This is a genomic window from Pseudoglutamicibacter albus, assembly GCF_022346425.1.
Taxonomy (GTDB): Bacteria; Actinomycetota; Actinomycetes; order Actinomycetales; family Micrococcaceae; genus Pseudoglutamicibacter; species Pseudoglutamicibacter albus.
Genome location: NZ_JAKRCW010000011.1, coordinates 25,418 through 43,919 on the forward strand (window position 1 = coordinate 25,418; position 18,502 = coordinate 43,919).

Annotated in this window: 16 protein-coding genes; 5 read left to right on the plus strand and 11 right to left on the minus strand. The window is 63.2% G+C overall.

The features are described 5' to 3' along the window. Positions 1-45: 45 nt before the first annotated feature. The 3 genes from MHJ63_RS07475 to MHJ63_RS07485 all read right to left on the minus strand — a co-directional run bounded on the left by MHJ63_RS07475 (position 46) and on the right by MHJ63_RS07485 (position 4,177). On the minus strand, positions 46-1,632 hold the full coding sequence (locus MHJ63_RS07475; protein WP_338110385.1) for a GNAT family N-acetyltransferase: 1,587 nt from the start codon (positions 1,630-1,632) through the stop codon (positions 46-48). Between the two features lie 119 nt (positions 1,633-1,751). Continuing rightward, positions 1,752-3,098 carry a CAP domain-containing protein gene (locus MHJ63_RS10065; RefSeq protein WP_239446817.1) on the minus strand — a complete coding sequence of 449 codons (1,347 nt, stop codon included), beginning with the start codon at positions 3,096-3,098 and terminating at the stop codon, positions 1,752-1,754. 173 nt (positions 3,099-3,271) lie between these two features. Further along, the gene (locus MHJ63_RS07485) at positions 3,272-4,177 is read right to left on the minus strand and encodes a DNA-methyltransferase (protein WP_239446818.1); all 906 of its coding nucleotides are present in this window, start codon (positions 4,175-4,177) and stop codon (positions 3,272-3,274) included. Between the two features lie 71 nt (positions 4,178-4,248). On the opposite strand from MHJ63_RS07485, the gene glsA reads away from it, so the two are divergent. The 3 genes from glsA to MHJ63_RS07500 all read left to right on the plus strand — a co-directional run bounded on the left by glsA (position 4,249) and on the right by MHJ63_RS07500 (position 8,154). Then, entirely contained in the window at positions 4,249-5,481 is a 1,233-nt protein-coding gene (glsA, locus tag MHJ63_RS07490) for a glutaminase A (protein WP_239446821.1), read from the plus strand. A 122-nt stretch (positions 5,482-5,603) separates the two neighbouring features. Then, on the plus strand, positions 5,604-6,665 hold the full coding sequence (hutG, locus tag MHJ63_RS07495) for a formimidoylglutamase (RefSeq protein ID WP_239446823.1): 1,062 nt from the start codon (positions 5,604-5,606) through the stop codon (positions 6,663-6,665). 70 nt (positions 6,666-6,735) lie between these two features. Continuing rightward, complete coding sequence (locus tag MHJ63_RS07500; RefSeq protein ID WP_239446824.1) at positions 6,736-8,154, plus strand: S1C family serine protease; 1,419 nt, start codon at positions 6,736-6,738, stop codon at positions 8,152-8,154. On the opposite strand, the gene MHJ63_RS07505 is transcribed toward MHJ63_RS07500, so the two are convergent. After that, positions 8,151-8,840: a metal-dependent transcriptional regulator gene (locus MHJ63_RS07505; protein WP_239446825.1), complete on the minus strand. Its 690-nt coding sequence runs from the start codon at positions 8,838-8,840 to the stop codon at positions 8,151-8,153. The two genes, MHJ63_RS07500 and MHJ63_RS07505, sit on opposite strands and share 4 nt — an antisense overlap. Positions 8,841-9,019: 179 nt before the next feature. Here MHJ63_RS07505 and MHJ63_RS07510 point away from each other — a divergent pair, with 179 nt between their 5' ends. Continuing rightward, complete coding sequence (locus tag MHJ63_RS07510) at positions 9,020-9,919, plus strand: SseB family protein (RefSeq protein ID WP_239446826.1); 900 nt, start codon at positions 9,020-9,022, stop codon at positions 9,917-9,919. A 47-nt stretch (positions 9,920-9,966) separates the two neighbouring features. Here MHJ63_RS07510 and MHJ63_RS07515 read toward each other — a convergent pair whose 3' ends face one another. The 7 genes from MHJ63_RS07515 to MHJ63_RS07545 are packed head-to-tail and all read right to left on the minus strand — an operon-like array spanning position 9,967 to position 17,265. After that, positions 9,967-10,608 (minus strand): GntR family transcriptional regulator, encoded by a 642-nt coding sequence (locus MHJ63_RS07515; RefSeq protein WP_218078891.1) that lies wholly within the window; start codon positions 10,606-10,608, stop codon positions 9,967-9,969. 2 nt (positions 10,609-10,610) lie between these two features. Continuing rightward, complete coding sequence (locus tag MHJ63_RS07520) at positions 10,611-12,317, minus strand: 5-oxoprolinase subunit B/C family protein (protein WP_239446828.1); 1,707 nt, start codon at positions 12,315-12,317, stop codon at positions 10,611-10,613. Beyond that, complete coding sequence (locus MHJ63_RS07525; protein WP_338110386.1) at positions 12,314-13,069, minus strand: LamB/YcsF family protein; 756 nt, start codon at positions 13,067-13,069, stop codon at positions 12,314-12,316. Before MHJ63_RS07525 ends, MHJ63_RS07520 begins: the two co-directional genes overlap by 4 nt. Before the next feature lie 20 nt (positions 13,070-13,089). Continuing rightward, positions 13,090-14,418, minus strand: coding sequence for an MATE family efflux transporter (locus tag MHJ63_RS07530; protein ID WP_420876144.1), 1,329 nt, complete (start codon positions 14,416-14,418; stop codon positions 13,090-13,092). Positions 14,419-14,472: 54 nt separating this feature from the next. Beyond that, positions 14,473-15,708, minus strand: coding sequence for an MFS transporter (locus tag MHJ63_RS07535; protein WP_239446830.1), 1,236 nt, complete (start codon positions 15,706-15,708; stop codon positions 14,473-14,475). Beyond that, complete coding sequence (locus MHJ63_RS07540; RefSeq protein ID WP_239446831.1) at positions 15,705-16,682, minus strand: CPBP family intramembrane glutamic endopeptidase; 978 nt, start codon at positions 16,680-16,682, stop codon at positions 15,705-15,707. Before MHJ63_RS07540 ends, MHJ63_RS07535 begins: the two co-directional genes overlap by 4 nt. A gap of 37 nt (positions 16,683-16,719) precedes the next feature. Continuing rightward, entirely contained in the window at positions 16,720-17,265 is a 546-nt protein-coding gene (locus tag MHJ63_RS07545) for a hypothetical protein (protein ID WP_239446832.1), read from the minus strand. A gap of 504 nt (positions 17,266-17,769) precedes the next feature. Here MHJ63_RS07545 and MHJ63_RS07550 point away from each other — a divergent pair. Further along, positions 17,770-18,492 (plus strand): LysE family translocator, encoded by a 723-nt coding sequence (locus tag MHJ63_RS07550; protein WP_239446834.1) that lies wholly within the window; start codon positions 17,770-17,772, stop codon positions 18,490-18,492. Positions 18,493-18,502 lie beyond the last annotated feature (10 nt).

Consider the following 18,502-nt stretch of genomic DNA (forward strand, 5'->3'; position numbering starts at 1 on the left):
GAGGCAACGGCGGCTGCACGCCAACCGGCTCGCGGCCGCGGGCTCTTAGGGGATCGCGGAGTACACAGCTAGGTCGCGGACGTCACCGCGCAGAACTTCGCCGTTGCGGCGAACGCCTTCGTAAGTGAGTCCGGCTTTTTCTGCGACCCTGCGGGAGGCGCGGTTGCCCGGGTGAACACACAGTTCGACCCGGGCGGCCCCGCGCTCCAGAGCCCATGCCGTCACCAACCGGACCGCCTCCGTCATGAGGCCGCGTCCACGCGCCCACGGGGCGGTCATGTAGCCCAAAGAAACATAATGCTCGTTGTGGACTCGTAGCTCGATCTGCCCCATCAACCGGCCGCACTCTGGCCCGTCGGGGACGGTGATAACCCAACGCGTTCCCGGCGACTGGGTGCACCATTCCAGCGCCATCTCGCGGGTATAGTCCAGCGGCACCCGCGTCCACTCGACCACCGCAGGGTCTTGGCATGTGGCTAAAAGATCGTCTACATCGTCAGCTCGGAAATGACGTAGCACCACACCACCGCCGGACAGCTCGGCCGCCTCACTCTGGGTGCGGTCGCCGTTTAGGGCCGCGGTCAGAAGCTCGGTCATGTTCTGTTCGGTTACAGCCACAGGGTTCGATGCCGGGGCCGCCTTGAGCACGCGCTCCACGGCCTCCGGAATGCCTTCTGCTGTGAAGCCGTAGTCAGCCAAACGGGTCGGCGCATTCACTGCCTCATACAACTCACGCAGAGCATTCACCGCGGCAGCAGCCGGGTCACTAGATACTTCCCCGCCGAGTGCAGCCGCCAAGCGGCCAGCGAGCTGCGGCACCGCTGGGGCGTTGAGCCCCAAAACATACGGCAACACGGTCGCGTGGGTTTGGGCATGCGGCAGATCGAACGTGCCACCCAGCACGTGGCAGATCTTGTGATGCAGACCAGAACCCGCACCAGCGAAAGACACCGCCGCCAAATAACAGCCGTAGAGGGCCTGCTCGCGCGCATCCATGTCATCGGCATCGGCCACAATCCCACGCAGAGCCAACGCCAACGCACGCGCACCTTCAAGCGCGAGCGCCTGGTTGATCGGGTCAGTGCGCGGTGCCCACAATGAATCCACGCAGTGAGCCATACCGTTCAAACCTGACGCGACTGACATCTCCACCGGCAGCGTCTTAGACAGCTCGGCGTCATAGATGACCGTGACCGGCAGAACCTTTTCGTCCACACCCGTGGTCTTGGTGCGGTCCTCGGTCAGCCCCCACACGTTGGTCGCCTCAGAACCTGCATACGTGGTCGGGATCGCGATCACAGGGATCCCGGTGGTCAACGCGACAGCCTTCGCAAGCCCCGTCGTGGAGCCGCCACCCACCGAAACCAGAACATCCGCATCCGCCTCACCGGCCGCGGCGCGTGCACGTTCAGCAACCTCAACCGGAACGTGCATCACCACCTCGTCCCACCACACGGCGGGGGTGACCTTAGCGGTTGCTGCCTTAGCGAGTTCGGTTTCGAATTCGCCGGCGATCACCATAGGGCGGAACGCGCCCAACCGTTCAAGCTCGGCCGCCAAGTGTTCGGCGGCCTGGCCCGTACCGAACAGCACACGCTGCCCCAAGGTGGTGTGTTCAAAACTCATAGACATGCTGGAAGCCCTCTCGAAGCCCTACATATAGGTCTTCAATATTCCAGCAGACTCTGCGCTTATCTGGCACCCCTCGAAATCTTTAGCGCTCTCAGAACCGCTAGCAGTCCTCCGAACCACTAGCAACCCTTCGAAGCCGCTGCCTTGGCCGCCTTGAGGGACTTCTCTGCGGCAGCCACATCGGCCTGAGCCGCGTTCAGTGCCTTCTGAGCTTCAGCGACCTTGCCCTTGCCGCTGACAAGATAGTTCTCGTACGCGGAGATCAGCACGGCGTACTCGCCCGTGGTGTAGGACGGTGCGTTGCGGTCAGCGTTCATGTAGTTCTTGGTGTCGAAAACCTGGCCGTGAGCGATGCGGTAGGTGGTTCCCGGCTTATCGACAACCGCGAAGCCCGTCACCGTGTACCGACGGTCCGTGAGGTTCAGGTAGTGGCCGACGTCGTGGAACGCAGCCTTCTTCTTCTTCTTGTACAGCTCTTTTTCCTTGCTGTACCAGCCCTTGAACGGGTCACTGCTTCCCCACGAAAGGTTCTCGGCAGGGACGATGTGGCCCCGGTGGCCCATATGCGCGTGGGAGGCGTTGGTCTGAACCTGGGAACCCGCCATCAACAGTGAATTGATCTTCAGGCTACCCCCGCCCGGGAAGACCTCGTCGCTACTGCGCAACGCGTTACCACGGTCGATGTGCCGCAACGTGGCCTTGAGGTTCTTCAAGGTCGTGGCGTCACCTGGCTTATTCAGCTCGGTCTTTGCGAGGAACTTGCCCGCTTGGTCGGTCTTGTTGTTGAAGTTGTGCTTCTTGCCTTTGGCGTCCGTGTACCCGCCGGTGGTCAGCAACTGGTAAGCGCGATTCGCGTCAGCATCGTTCTTTTGAGCACCAAGCCAACGGAAGAAACCAGCGGTACCCAGCTTCTCGTCCTTGATGGCCTGCTGCGCGCTCTTCTGCGCGGCCCCCACAGCAACCTGGTGCGAGTTCTGCGCCGCACGTGCGTTATCGAGCTTCTTCTGCGCGGCAGCTACCGCAGACTTACCCTCAGCCGCATCGCATGTAGCGCCACGCTGGGCCTTCGGCTTGCTCGTAGACTGCTGGGTTGTACCGGCACTCGACTGCGGTTCATCAGACTTCTTCGCAGCGTTGCCCTCAGACTTTTTCTCAGCCTTTTCCCCAGTGGCCTTCTCAGAACCCTCCGCCGCGTCGCCGTCCTTGGCATCATCGGCGGCATCCGGGCTCTTCTTCGCCTCGGTGCGCTGAGCCTGGGCCTCGGAGGCTTCCTCAGCGGAAGTCTCCTCCGCCAGTGTTTCCTTGGCCTCAACCAGATCATTCTCCGACGGCTGAGCGTCAGCCTTCTGCGTGTTCGCAGCAGGCGAGTTCCCATTCGAAACGGCAATGGCGATTCCGCCGAATGCCACCCCACCAATCAATACGCCAGCGGTAATCGCGCCAGCAAGGCGTTTAGAGATCGCCACAGTTGTTCCCCTTCACAAAAGTTCGCAGCACAGCCATCATCTATAGCACCCGAAACAGGCATAACGCCAGGCGTGTCCGTGATCTCGGACAGGGGCGAAAATCTGGGGATATTTGTAAGTTCAGACCTATCTTCAGCTCAGCAAACGGCCATACTTCTTGGGGTGCGCATAGCTTAAAAATCGTCCAGGGTCACGATGCGTACCGCGCCTTCCTCAGCGGTGTCCACGAGCCGCTTGCGCATCACTTCGATCGCTTCCGGATTCTGGTCAACCAACAAGAACTTCCGGCCCAACTCCCGCGCCGCAGCGCCCGTCGTTCCGGAACCGCCAAAGAAATCCAGAACCGTATCGCCCGGCTTGGAGCTCGCCGCGACAATACGCCGCAAAACACCCAACGGCTTCTGCGTGGGATACCCCGTTTTCTCTTTACCCATCGGAGAGACGATCGTGTGCCACCACACGTCAGTAGGTAGCTTCCCGCGTTCCCGCTTCTCCTTAGTCACCAGCCCAGGCGCCATATACGGTTCACGGTCAACCTCATCGGAATCAAACCAGTACCGCGACGGATCCTTGACATACACCAGGATGTTGTCGTGCTTAGCGGGCCACCGTTTAGTGGTGCGCGCCCCATAGTCATAAGCCCAAATGATCTCGTTCAGGAACCCCTCACGCCCGAACAAGCCATCCAATAGAACCTTCGCGTAATGCACCTCCCGGTAATCCAGGTGCACATACAACGTCCCATCCGGGCTCAACAACCGGTACGCTTCCGCCAGGCGCGGGCCCAGAGAATCCCAATACTGCGCAAACGCATCGTCATAAGCCAACGCCGCCCCACGTAAGGTCACATACGAATGCCCTCCAAAACCGACGCGGTCCCCCACCTCATCCGCACCCGCTCGCTGAGTACGCAGCGACTGCCTGGTCTGCTTACGGCCCGTATTGAACGGCGGGTCCACATAGATCAGCCGGAAACTCTCATCCGGTAGCTGCCGCAAGACCTCGAGGTTATCCCCCAATACGATCGTGTCTGGATCCCCCGGCTCCCACACCGCGCCGCCATCAACTTGTTCCGTCACCTACACGCCCTTCGCCGCCGCACACGCCACTGCAGATCCGCTGACACTGCACAACTGCTAGCTTAGACACCATGCGTACCCCCGTACCGGATTACCTCCACGACATCATGGAGTCCTGCATCGACGACGGCGAAGTCGCCGGCTACATCCCCGAACTCGCCAACGCGAACCCCAACACGTTCGGTATCGCGTTGTGCATGGATGACGGCACCGTGTATGAGGTCGGCGATTATCAGCATGAATTCTCGCTGCAATCCGCCGCTAAACCTTTCGCTTACGCGCTCGCTGTTGAACACCTCGGGCCCGATGGGGTCGAAGAGCACGTGGGCGTGGAGCCGTCCGGTGACGCGTTCAACTCCGCTTCCGTTGACGCTAAAACGGGTAAGCCCAGCAACCCGATGATCAACATCGGCGCGATCACCACCTACGCACTAACTGGGCCAATCAGCCTCACACGTGCGGAACGCTACGAGAACGTGCGCCTCGGGATGTCCCGCTTTGCAGGGCGTGATCTCGAACCGGACATACCCGTCTATGAATCGGAGATGGCCAACGCGTGGCGCAACCTCTCGCTCGCCTATCTTGTGCGTTCAACCGGGCACTTCACGCTGCCACCGCACGATGTTGTGGACGGCTACACCAAAGTCTGCTCCCTTAAAGTCACCCCGCACGACCTCGCCGTGATGGGCATGACGCTTGGCAACGGCGGGATCAACCCCATAACCCAAGAACGTGTGGTCAGCGAAGACACCGCCCAACGCGTGCTGTCCGTGATGTCGACCTGCGGAATGTATGACGCCTCAGGCGACTGGATGACCGACGTCGGCATCCCCGCTAAATCCGGGGTCTCCGGCGGCATCGTCGGCGTGCTGCCGGGCCAGGCATCGCTCGCGACGTTCTCGCCGCGGCTAGACACCTACGGCAACTCCGTGCGCGGCCTGCAAGCGTTCACGCGCTTGTCTCAAGATCTGGGCCTGCACATCATGTCGCTACCACCCACCGGCGAATCCACGGTCCGTTCCGTGGCCCGCCACGACCAAGGCGACGGCCCCGAACTCCATGTGGAAATCCAAGGCCCGCTGCGGTTCTCGTCTGCCGAACGCGTCATGCGTACCCTTGCCGCCCTCCCGGTCGGCGAGGAACCCGTGACCCTCGACGTCTCCCGCGTCGGTTCCGCCGACCGAATCAGTGTGCGCATGATCCACGAATCCATGCACCGCCTCCACACCGACGGCCACCAAGTCATGGTCCGCGACCCCAACGGCGTACTGCGCGACCGCTGGGACTACAACTGGGAAGAATAAACCGCCCACCCATCAACCGTCCGCCTACAAGCAGGCCGTCCACTGAGTCAACCAGCCAGTGAGTCAGCCAACCGCTGAGTCAGCCAACCCACTGTGTCGGTCAATACAGAGAGCAGGTCACGATGTTCCACATCCCTCCGCAGCCGTGGACCGGCCGCATCGACGGTGACGGCCCCGAACACGCCCGCTGGCACTCCACCATCCAGCCGCTCCACATGCACGATGCGCCGGGCACAGTAGCGCCGGGCAGTACCCTACCGCCCGGTTCCGGGGCGCCCGGCGCTGAAGAACCTGGCTTGGTAGAGCCCGGCGTGGTAGAACCCGGCACCGTGTTGCTCGGGTTCGCATCGGATGAGGGGGTGAGGCGTAATCAGGGCCGCGTGGGTGCCGCGGAAGGACCGCAGAAACTCCGCGAGATGCTCGCCTCGATGGCGGTGCACCCTAAGTCCGGCCAACCGAACTACCCGAGATACGACGCCGGGAACATCAACGTCACTAACAGCGACCTTGAGAGCGGTCAGGCGGCTTTCGGCGAGCGCGTCGCGGAGCTTCTGGACGCTGGCCATTTCACGGTGGGGTTGGGTGGTGGCCACGAGATCGCGTATGCGAGCTATCTGGGGGTGGCTGACCACCTGGCCCGAGTGCATGGCGGGGAGCCGTTCACGCTCGGGGTGCTCAACCTGGATGCCCATTTCGACCTGCGGGAGGCTGAACGGCCCACGTCGGGGACGGGTTTCCTCCAGATGTATCAAGCGGAAGCCGCTGCGGGTAGGGCGCTGCACTACGGCGTCGTAGGTATCAGCCCCGCGTCCAACACCACTACTTTGTTCCGGCAGGCTAAAGCGATGGGTGCTGAGTTCCTGCTCGATACCGAATGCGGCCACCGTGAGGAAGTCACCGGTTTCATCCGCGATTTCAGCAGTAGCGTCGATTACCTCTATCTCACAATCGACCTCGATGTGTTGCCTGCCGCGACCGCTCCCGGGGTTTCAGCGCCGGCCGCCTACGGTGTTGATCTGCCCACGGTCCACGCCGCGGCCCTCACCGCGGCGCGCACCAAGAAACTCGTGCACCTCGATGTGGCCGAACTCAACCCGAGCCTGGATGTGGATAACCGTACCGCCCGCACGGCAGCGCGCCTCATCGACGAAATTGTGCGTGCCCACGAAAGCACCCGCAAGTAGGCTTTAACCCAAACAGGCACGCTCGCGCCAACACGCACATAAACGTAAGCGACAATGTAGGAGGGCAAGCATGCACCCGGTCTTTGGGGACGCACCGCCACCTGGTGGCGCCCCGCAGCTCGCCCCTTACATGCGCGCGCCGCAGCACCCTGCCTATTCTCACAACGCCGCTTACGGTCACAGCCCTGCTTATCCGCACGGTTCTGCTTACGGCCAGCATCCAGGCTTCCCCGGGCCTCACCGCGGGCGTCCGGCGCGCAGGCGAGGCCGTGTCGGAAGCAACATCGCGGCCCTCTTGGTGGTCATGCTGGCGATCACCGCGTGGCTGGTGCCCAGCATCGTGCTGGACCCATCCACCATCAGTAACCCCGGGCCTGACACCACACAGCAACAGCCAGGGCAACAAAAGCCTGATCCGGGAGCGCAAGGCGAAGCCGCCGTCCCCGCTCAGCCGGGGAACCTCGCGAAAAGCCTCAGCGAGGCCAAGCCGCCCACGGTTCGTTTCCCACCTGAACCTAAAGGCCCAGAACCCCGCGAAACCGGCCCCATCAAAGAAGGCACGGTACTGAATAAGGGCGTACCGGGGCTCGTCATCGTTGAATCCACCATGCCCGGCTATCTCGCCGGCGGCGGGACTGGGCTCATCGCGACACCGGACGGCTACGTCATCACCAACTACCACGTGGTGCAAGGCTCCAGCGGGATCACAGTCCAAGACACCCACACAAAGAAACGCTACGAAGCCACACTCGTGGGGCATAACGCGCTCAAAGACATCGCGGTCCTCAAACTCAACAACGCCTCCAACCTGCGCACCATCGCAACCCGCTACGACGAAAAAGTCACGCTCGGTATGCGCGTCACCGTGATCGGTAACGGCGGAGCCAAAGGCGTGCTTCAGCAGCTCTACGGCAGGATCACGGACCTCAGCGTCAACATCAGCACCCGTGCCCAAGGCTCAGTGCCGGGTGGTTCCCTCAAGAACCTGCTGGCCACCAGCGCCGACGTGGTCCAGGGCTATTCGGGTGGGGCGATGATGAACCGCGATGGCCGCGTGGTTGGTATGACCGTCGCCGCTTCCGAAGGCCCCAACGCTCGCATGGTTTATGGTTACGCGATCCCTATCAACACCGTGATCGATGAAACCCAGCGCATCCTCGACGGAAACGGCGGAGACGGCACCGTGATCGGCCGGCCGGCTGCCTTCGGCATCACGATCCGCACCGACGAAAAACCCAATCCCCGCGCACCCGGGCTCATCATCGAAAGTTTCCTCGAAGATTCGCCGCTACCGGCGCTCGGCATCAAAAAAGGCGACCGGATCACGAAGCTCAACGGCAAAACCATCGAAAGCTACACCGACCTCAAACGCGCCTTAGCGCCGCTGGAACCCGGCCAGAAAGTCAGCATCGCCTGGAGCGGCAAAGGCGGCGGGAAAGACGGGGCCGGGCAAGGAACCGTAACCCTCATCCGCTCGAGTGTGAACTAATGTGCGGCGGGCAGCGGGCGCGCATACATCGCCGTGAGCTCTGCCTCCGACAATGTGGAACCGTCTGCGGCGATGCCGGCTCCCGCATCGTTGATCTCGACGCGGGCACCCGGCTGGACACCCACCGATTCCAGCCTGCGCAGAACCTGCGGGTCATCGTCAGCGATGCGCACCACCTCATACATGCCCGGGCCCAGCTCAGCGAGCGCTGCGACGTCATCCATGGGCGGCATCGTGAGGTCCGCGCCGGGGATCGGGTCCCCGTGAGGGTCCATGCGTGGATGCCCGAGTAGGGCGTCGATCCGGTCCACGAACCGCGCCGATGCGGCGTGCTCGAGGCGTTCGGCGTCCTCGTGCACTTCGTCCCACGTGTAGCCGAGCGATTCGACGAGGTAGGTCTCGATGAGGCGGTGGCGGCGCACCATCATGAGCGCAACCGCGCGCCCCTTCCCCGTGAGCGCCACGGGCTTATACGGCTCGTACGTGATGAGACCCTGCCTCGCCAAACGGCGCAACGTCTCAGACACGTTGGGGGCCGAGGTTTGGAAACGCGAGGCCAACATGGACGTGGAGATGGGTTCCCCACCCCACTCGATGGATGCCCAAATCTCCTTGACATAGTCCTGGGCGACCGGTGAAATCTGATCCAGCTCAGCCGGGGACACAGCATGATCATCACAGCTCATGAGTTGCGCTCCCCTCGCCCCAAACATCTAAGCCAGCCACACCACCGACGCGGCATCACGGCCATAGCACTACTGCTACGTGCAACCTTATCGTTCCTGCCGCCCCGGAACCCACCGCCAGCGATGCAAGATGCTGCCAGCTGTGCGAGATGCTGCCACCCGTGCGAGATACTGGGGACATGAGCCACACGCACGATCACGAGCACAGCCATCAGAACCCCGGCCATCAGAACCCCGGCGAGAACAACCCGAGCCAGCCGCGGATGAGCGATACCCGTAGCGAGGCCGCGATCGCGCATCAAGAGAAGTTCCCGCGCCCGGAGAAGGACCAGCCGGGCGGGGCGCTGTTGCGTTCTTATATCGCCTACGATCAGGGCCCCAACGGGGACACTCTGCTCGCGTTCGTTTCCGACTTTTTTGGCACCAAGCTCTACGTTCCGGTGGCGGCCCGTAGCGCATCGGGGGCTGTGACCCAGCTGGTTGCGCACGGCTTCGAGGAGCTGCGGGTGGTGGAGGCCGCGTTCTCCGAAGAGGAGGCACGCAGCCTGTGGACGCAGATCCGCCCCGACGACGAGGTGCCCGAGTTCGCGGGCCTGTACGGGGATGAGCTCGCAGAGATCGCGTTCAAAGACACCAGCTTTGGCGCAAGCGGCATCACCGGGATTGTGGTGGACCCGATGGACACCGGGATGCTGATCCGTCCCGAAGACGAAACCATGCAGTTCCCTCTACGCAACGGCCGGTTACGTGCCGCGGTGCTTGCAGGCCACGACGACGCGGTCCAGGCCCTCATGGGTGAGGGCGAGGTGGTCTTGATGACGCAGAAAACCGGTGAGGGTGAACGCGAGGGCGTTGCGTTCATGAAGAATAAAGAGACCGGCGAGATGATCCTGCCGGTGTTCTCCTCAACGCTTGAGGTGTTCCGGCACAACCCTGACGCCGGCTCCGTGATGGTGCCGCTCACCAGCCTGCGCACCACCGTGAAACCTGGGATGGGCATGGTCATCGACCCAGCCAGCCCCGAAGCCGTCGAGCTGCCGAGCGCCGAGCTGGAAGAGGTCGGCTACTACCAAAGCTAGGCTCGCGTGGCCGGGCGCCGGCATTCGCACGACGCTCAAGTGGTCAGCTAGGCGGTGAGGTGCTTGAGGAGTTCTGCTTCTGCGTTCGCAAGCACTTCACGCCACGCTTGGGCCGCACCGAAAGGCTCCCCCGCATCGAGTAGCTCGGCTACTTTTCGGTGCCCTTGAACATACAAGGCATGGAAGGCCGGGACGGCGGACATCGAATCGAAAAGCAACCGCATCGCCGCCTGGATCCGCCCCATGAGGCCATTCAGAATATCTGAGCCGCCAGCGAGCATCAGCACCGTCTGGAACGCCTGGTTTTCGGCCGCCATCCCGTCCAGGTCCCCCCAGCGTTGGGCAAGTTCCGCGCGTTCGGCATGCATGCGTAGCGTATCCAGCTGCCCGGAATCGAACTCGCCCCACGCGAGCGCGGCAGGCTCCATGAGCCTGCGGGCGGCGAAGATGCGGCGCACATCGTCGGCTTTCGGGACCGCAACGAACACGCCGCGGTTCCGTATCCGTTCAACAAGGCCCTCCCCGGCGAGCGCGGTGAACGCTTCACGCAGCGTGTTGCGTGAAACATCGAGTTCGGCCGCCAACGCGACCTCCCGCAGCTGATGCCCCGGCGGCATCTGCCCGGCGGCGATCAACTCCCGCAAGCGCGCGGCCGCGGACGCCGCCGCTGAAACGCCGTATCCAGCCACTGTCAAACCCTCTCGAATTGAACTAGCGCGCCCGGGGGTAGTTGGGCGGCGAGGCGGATATCGGCCTCGATCACCACGCCGATCACCGGATAGCCGCCCGTGACCGGGTGGTCGGCCAGGAACAGCACCGGCTCACCATTCGGTGGCACCTGAAGTGCGCCCGTGACCATGCCTTCGGTCGCCAGCTCGCCTGAACGCACGCGCTTGAGCGGCTGGGCATCCTCTGCCGGTTTCAGGCGCGCTCCCACACGGTTCGAATCCGTGGAAACCTCCCACACAGTCTCTTCTAGATGCTCAAGCCCCTCGGGCCCGAACCAATCATCGCGTGGGCCCGGCGAATACCGCAGAACCGTGACCTCGCCGGCGACCGGATAATCGATCGGCTCGATCACCTCAACGGTGTGGACTGCTGTGGCGGCGGGGTCTGGTGCTGGGTCTGCATTCGGCCCGCCGTCGCCTTCTCCCGCGAGCACACCGAGCACATCGCCTGCGGCGAGTGGGGCGGGGCCTAGCCCCGAAAGCGTGTCAGTCGAGCGCGATCCCAGAACCTCTTCGGCTATGAAGCCACCCTTGACCGCGAGGTAGCCGCGCACCCCTTCTGGAGTGAAGCCGATGTGCAGGCTCTCCCCCGCCGCGAGTTCGAACGCCTCCCCCACAGGCGCCTCTGTCGCCGGCGAACCATCAGGTGGCGGCCCAGCATCCGGCGATTCACCAGACGATGCGCCACCCTGCATGATCTGCGCGGGCCCGACGGCGCCGCCGAGCGCAAGCGTCACATCGTCACGGGCCGTGAACTTCGCGTTACCGAGCAGGAACTCGATCGCGGCGGCACCGGCGTGGTTGCCCACCGCGTTATTCGCCTCCGCAAGCCCCCACACGTCAGCCGCGCCAGCCTGCCCCGCACCCAGCGAACCGACCGCTGGCCGGCCCACGTCCTGAATCAAAGCCTGCGGCCCCGGGGCATCCACCACGATGCGCGCCACAGCATCCTCGGCACCGGCACCCTCAACGCCGGCGTCAGCGCCGCGCGTTTCGCTCGCGGACGCGTGTTCGCGGACGGCCTCGAAGCGGACGGTGTCGCCGGGGACCAGCAGCGAGGGCTGCTCACGGGAAACATCCCACATGCGTTCGGTAGTGGAGCCGATGAGTTGCCAGCCGCCGGGTGTCGGTTGCGGATAGACCGCGCTCTGTTGCCCAGCCAACGCGACTGATCCTTCTGGGACACGGGTCCGTGGGGAATCTCGGCGTGGAACCTCGATCACGGGTGCGCCGTTGAGTTCGCGCGGCTTGAGATACATGAATCCCGGCGCGAATCCGGCAAAATCGGCGAGCCAATCAATGCGGGTGTGCGCGTCGATCAACGCATCCACGCTCATACCGGCAAGTTCGGCGGCGTGGGCGAGGTCCTCGCCGTCATAGACCACCGGGATCGTGACCAGCCGCGCGGCATCGGCTTCCAAGGGCTCCGGTTCCCGGCCCTGCAAGCTTACCCCGGCGAGCATCAATGAAACCGGGTCAACAAACGTCAACAGGATCGACTCAGCCGCCATGACCGCATCGACCATGCCGTGCACGGGCTCGCGCTGGATCTCGCGGTTCCACGCCATCCGGGAGGCCGTGTCATCAAACTCCAGCAGCAAGCCCGAGAACCCCACCCGCAGCATCCGCGGGCGGGCCACAGCGTCTGGGCTAGCACCGGAGCTAGTCATGCGAACGCCTCGATCTTCACGCCGGCCTCGGTGAGCCCGGCGCGGACCTTCGCCGCGATCTCGACAGCGCCCGGGGTATCGCCGTGCAGGCACAGCGACTCCGCCGCAACCTGAACCCGCGAACCATCCACGGCAGTGAATTCACCCGTGCGTGCCCAATCCACCACCCGCTCAACCACGGCCTGCGCATCATGGATCACAGCCCCCGGCTCGCGGCGGGACACCAGCCGGCCCTCCGGCGTATAGCCGCGGTCGGCAAAGGCCTCCCCCACACCACGCACACCCTTCTGCGCGGCAATATCCAACGCGACCGAACCCGGCAACAACAAAACCGCCACGTCAGCGGAGAAAGCGCGCACCCCATCGATCACTGCACGCGCCTGCTGCTCATGATGCGCAATCGTGTTATACAGCGCGCCGTGCGGCTTCACATACGTGAGCTTCCCGCCAGCGGCACGCACCATCGCATCCAACGCACCGATCTGATACAAAACATCATCCGCGAGTTCCCCCGGGGAAACATCCATGAACCGGCGGCCAAAGCCAGCCAAATCCCGGTACGCGACATGCGCACCCACCGCAACGCCGGCTTCAACCGCGGCGCGGGCCGTGGCGCGCATATGCGAGGGGTCCCCCGCGTGGAAACCGCACGCAATATTGGCCGAACTCACGTGCTGCAGCAGCGCGGCATCGTCCCCCATCGACCACGAGCCGAAAGACTCGCCCATGTCACCATTCAAATCAACACGCACGCCTTGCCTCCTTCACACCGTCAGCCGCTCACGAGCCACGCACCTGAACGTGACCGCACTTCCAACGTAACCCACCGCGCCACCATATAGATGCCAAACGCAATCCAAATCCACGCCAAAACCACCCCCGGCAGCGAAACCAACGCCGCAACCGCCAGAAACGGCACGTATACGGCCAGTTGAATGCACGATGCGATCGCAAGGTAGCGGTGGTCCCCCGCCCCGATCAGCACCCCGTCCAGAACGAACACGATCCCGGCTATCGGCTGCATCACCGCAAGAATCACGAGCGCGATCGTTGCGGCGTGTGCGACCTCACTTGAGGGGGTGAACGCTCGCGGCAGCCACACGGCTGTTGCGGCAAGCACTGCGCCAACGATGGCGCCGAACCAGAAACCCCACCGCACCATCGTGGTGGTCAACGCCTGCGCCCGGTCCGTGTTGCCTGCACCGAGTTCTTTACCGATGAGTGACTGCGCGGCGATCGCGATCGCATCCAACGCGAACGCAAGCGTTGAGAAGAACGTGAACGCGAGCTGATGCGCGGCCAGCGTCACCGCGCCGTGGGCGGTGGCAGCCCACACCGTTAGCAACAGTGCGATCCGCATCGCCGCGGTACGGATCATGAGCCATCCGCCCGCCTGGGCTGAAGCCCGCAAACCAGCCCCCGATGGAGCCAGCCCTACCCCGCCTGCGCGGATCCGCGGAACCAGCAACACGAGGTAGACGGCCGCCATGATCCACTGAGCGATCGAAGTCCCCAGCGCAGCGCCCGCAACCGACATGCCCGCCAGATACACGAGCGAAAAATTCAGGACAATATTCAAGCCGAAGCCCGCGCTCGCAACGATCAGCGGGGTCTTGCCGTCCTGCAGGCCACGTAAAACACCGGTCGCAGCCAGCACCAGCAGCATCGCCGGGACGCCCGGCATGGACCAGCGCACATAATCGATCGCGAACGCGTGCGTGGCCTGATCCGGGCCGAACATCCCCGTGAGCCACGGCGCCGAAACATAACCCAGGAGTGCAAGCCCTACACCTAAGAACAGCCCGAGCCACATCCCGTCACGGCCCGCGGCGAGCGCCTTCGGCATATTCCGTGCGCCGTATGCTCGGGCGACGGCGGGGGTGGTCGCGTACGCGAGGAAAATCATGAGCCCCACTGCGGTGTGCAGGATCGTGGTGCCCAAACCTGCGCCGGCGAGTTCCCCCACCCCGAGGTGCCCGATGATCGCGGTATCAGCCAGAAGAAACAGCGGCTCCGCGATCAACGCCCCCAACGCAGGTAGCGCGAGCGCGATAATCTGCCGCGCCAAGCCAGGGAACTCAACTGTCTTCTTCACGGGCACGGCCTCCTTCACGGGCACAGTTTAGTTGGCGGCGGCTGAGTCGCTAGCGCCGCGTCAGGCGACAGTGGCGCCGTCGCGTGGCGGTAGATCGCGTGGCAGAAGCTTGACGGCGGCGAACACGGCGACACAGATGAGCACGCCCACGAAAATCACGACCCCGCCCCAGTTGGCGGCTTGGAACGCGAACCCAACTGCCCACCCGAACAGGGATGAACCGGTGTAGTAGACGAGGTTGTAGAGGCTTGAGGCTTGGGCTCGACCGCGTGTTGCGATAGCCGGAACCCAACTGGATGCGACTGCGTGTGCGCCGAAGAACCCGCCGGTGAAGATCGCGAGCCCCACGATGATGCCCGGGATCCACGGAATCAGAGTGATCAGCAGCCCCGTGAACATCACGAGTGCCGCACCGACCAGCACCACGAACCTGCCTTTGCGGCTCGCGAGCCGCCCCGCCCACGCGGAGGTGTATGTTCCGGCGAGATAGGTCAGGAACACGAGAGAAGCCAACGATGTGGGAACCAGGTACGGCGGGGCCTCGAGCCGGAAACCCATGTAGTTATAGACGGCAACGAACCCGCCCATGAGTAAGCCACTCTGAACGAAGAGCGCTAGAAGGTGTGGGTTCTTCAAACCCCAACCGAGTTTAGTGATGAGCCGGATATCGCGGGCAGACTTACGTTGCACGGGTTCGAAACCGCGAGGTTCCGGCGCGGTCAGGAAGAACACGAGCCCCGCAACAGCGGCACTCAACGCAACGGAGAAGCTACCTGCCCGCCAACCGAAGATTTCGCCCAGCGGCCCGGCGAGCATCCGTCCGAACAGGCCGCCCAGCGTTGTGCCTGCAATATATGTTCCAGCCGCAACCGAGGCGACGGTCGCCTCAACCTCATCGGCAAGATACGTCAACGCGACCGCGGGGATACCACCCAACGCGAGGCCTTCAAGGAACCGCAAACCCAACAGGACCTCGAAAGACGGAGACCATGGAACCAACAGACCTAACGCAACGGCCGCGACGATCGCCACACGCATCGTCGCGCGCCGGCCACGCCTATCCGCCACAACCGACCACGGCAACACCGCAACAGCCAAACCGAGCGTCGCAAGCGAAACCGTGAGCGCCGCGCTCGCCTCGGAAACGTTCTGCTCTTGAGAGATCTGCGGCAGAACACCCTGGAAGGAATACAGTTGCGAAAACGTCGCGACACCGGCGGCGAACAAGGCGATAATCATCCGCCGGTACCCGGAAGAACCGCGGCGATGCCCACTAAAGGCGGCAGATGCGCTCATGCGTGCATCAGCCAACCCATCCACAGCGTGCTCGGGGGAACATCTGTGAGGCCGCTGGGCTCCACGAGGTATATGACCGCTAAAGAAACCGCGTTATTGAGCGTGTGCAAAACCCACGAATACGCGATCGATTTACCGCTCAAAATATATGCGGTGCCGAAAACCAGGCCCATCACCAGGTACGGCGCACCTGTGGAAACGGTCGGGACCTCGCCGGCACCCACAAAGTGCAAACCCATGAACAGTACGGAGGAGCCCACCAGCAGAACCCACTGGTTGACCCAGCGGGATAGTTTGCCGATCATCAGGTGCCGGAAGAAATACTCTTCAACGAGCGGGCCCAACGGAACGATCGCAAGCCCGATGAGCCACCACGGAACCGCGGAAGCGAGGCCTTCAGCGATCTGCTGATTCTGCGATTGCCTTGGCATCTCGCCCGAGATGTGGTTCCACACCGCCTGGATCATGACGTTCACCAACTGGGTCCCCAGCCACAAACCCGGGATGCACAAATACTTAACGAGCGGATACCACCGGAACGTCTTGAAGGACTTCCACAGCTCGTTGCCCAACGCGATCATCGCGAGCACCGCAACCACCGCGTACGTGAACAGCAAAACCACAACGTTCGCTAACGCCTCGTTGCCGTTGAAGAGCGGCGCGACACCCGGAATGAACAGGATCAACGCGCCCAGACCAATAAACAGCAGGAGGACGTAGGCGATAGCTGCCCCGAGGTCCCACCACGTGAACCCATCCAGTTGCGCTACAGGATGCGGGAAACGCTTACGCTTACCCTGCGGCTGTTGATGTGCCGGGTGGGGTTGTTGCGGCTGCTGTTGCGGTTGTTGCGGCGGCTGACCGCCCGCCTGCTGGTATGCAGGCCCAGGTTGATAAGCGGGGCCGGGTTGATAGACAGGGTGGTACTGCGGTTGACCGTGCGGCGATGGGCCTTGCGGTGGGGTTGAAGACATACCTTTAACCCTAAACCCCGCCCCCTCAAGCCTGGCCCTAGGAGATGCTGACCTCCGCGACTTCTTCCCAGCCTGCCTCGGCGAGCGCTTCTTTCTCGCTGGTTTTCACGACTGTATAGACTTCGTCTGCGCCGGCGTTCCACGCTTCATCCGCGGCCGCGAACCGCAGTTGCTGCACCACGGCCTGCATCTGTTGCCGCGCGGCTTCCGCATCGTCTGCGCCTTCCCCACCGTCCGCGCCGTCCGTGTTGTCAGCGCTCTCCGCCGCATCGCTCGTGTTGCCTGTCCTGAAGTGATTGCCGGGCAGGGCTTTGACGGCGCCGATCATGCCGGCGCCCTCGTCGGGGTCGGCTACCCAACGGATGCGGGCCGCGGGCTGGTCGAAGATCGCGACCTCCACGACGTCGTAGTCCCCCATGGGTGCGTGTGTGATCACGCTGTTCGATGCCGCGGCAGGCTCGGCAAGCTCCTGCGGCGAAACCTTCATCACAACGTGGCTCGCGCCAGAGGATGCTTCCTCGATGCTCTCCGGCTTAGCGCCGTTCAACACCGCCCACGCGTTCTTCCAATACTCGCTACTCACGCTCATCACCTCACCCATACCTAATCACTACGCCACACCAACACTGGACCACATCACATCAACACAGAACTGTGCAATACCAAAACAGAACTGCGCCATATCAACAGAGTTCTGTGAGTGCACTATGCGCCAGTTTGACGACTCATGCCCCACACCGCCTAAGCTAAGGGGGCACCTTCTAACAATAGACGCCCGCCTGGAGCGCCGAATCAGGCCGCACCCACGAATGCGTGGCGTCACCATAGAATCAGTGCATCGTCATCACTTTCACGGCCGGCCCCGCGTCCCTCGAGAGCGGGGCCGCTGCCCTTAACCCCGAGTTCACCTTTGCGGGGACGATGACGGGCGTGCGGCGGCACTGGACCTGGTCGCGAGGCTTGGTCGCGGGGCTGGACCTGGTTTCGAGGCTGGACATGGTTGCGAGGATCTAGACTTGCTCAAGTGGAAACTACGGCATTTCTCGCTTCTTTGCTCCCGTTACTTGTGACGTGGGCGGCCGGACTCATGTCCCCTGGGCCGGATCTGTTCGTGGTTCTGTACCGTTCCTTGGCGGGCTCGCGGCGTGAAGGTATCGCCGCGGCACTCGGTATCACTACGTCCGTTGGGTTCTATCTCGCGTTAGCGTTCGCGGGCCTCGGTCTATTGATGCGCACCGTCCCGTGGCTCGGATCCGCGCTACAGATCGCCGGTGGCGCCGTTCTCATCTGGATGGGCTGGGGCGCCCTAAGCGGCTGGTATGCAGCCCGCAACAACCCGGCCATCATCAACGCCGGCGGCGACTGGGAAAAGCGAGCCAAGGAACAACAAGACGCCGCGGATCAAGCGTCAACCGCCGCCCCGTCCGCCAATACAGCGCACTCTTCCAGTACGGCGCAGCCGTCTCGTACAGCGCCCCAGGGCGGGCCGGCAATACTGGGTTTCTGGGGTTCGTGGTGGCGCGGCTGTGTCACTAACCTCGCCAACCCTAAGTTCCTGATCTACATCACCGCGATGTTCGCGCCCTTCATCGCGGTCGAGCGGCCGCTGTGGCAGGTCAGCGCACTACTCGTGTTGTTGCTTGCGTGCACGTTCGGTTGGTTCGCACTCATCGCGTTCATCGCTGGCGCCCCAGCTTTGCGCACGCGCATGGAACGATGGCTGCAACACCTCGACCTGTTCGCTGGCCTGGTCTTTTGCGCGCTGGGGCTGTGGTTCATGATCCACGGGATCATCGAGGTTTTCACCTAACGTTTTCTAG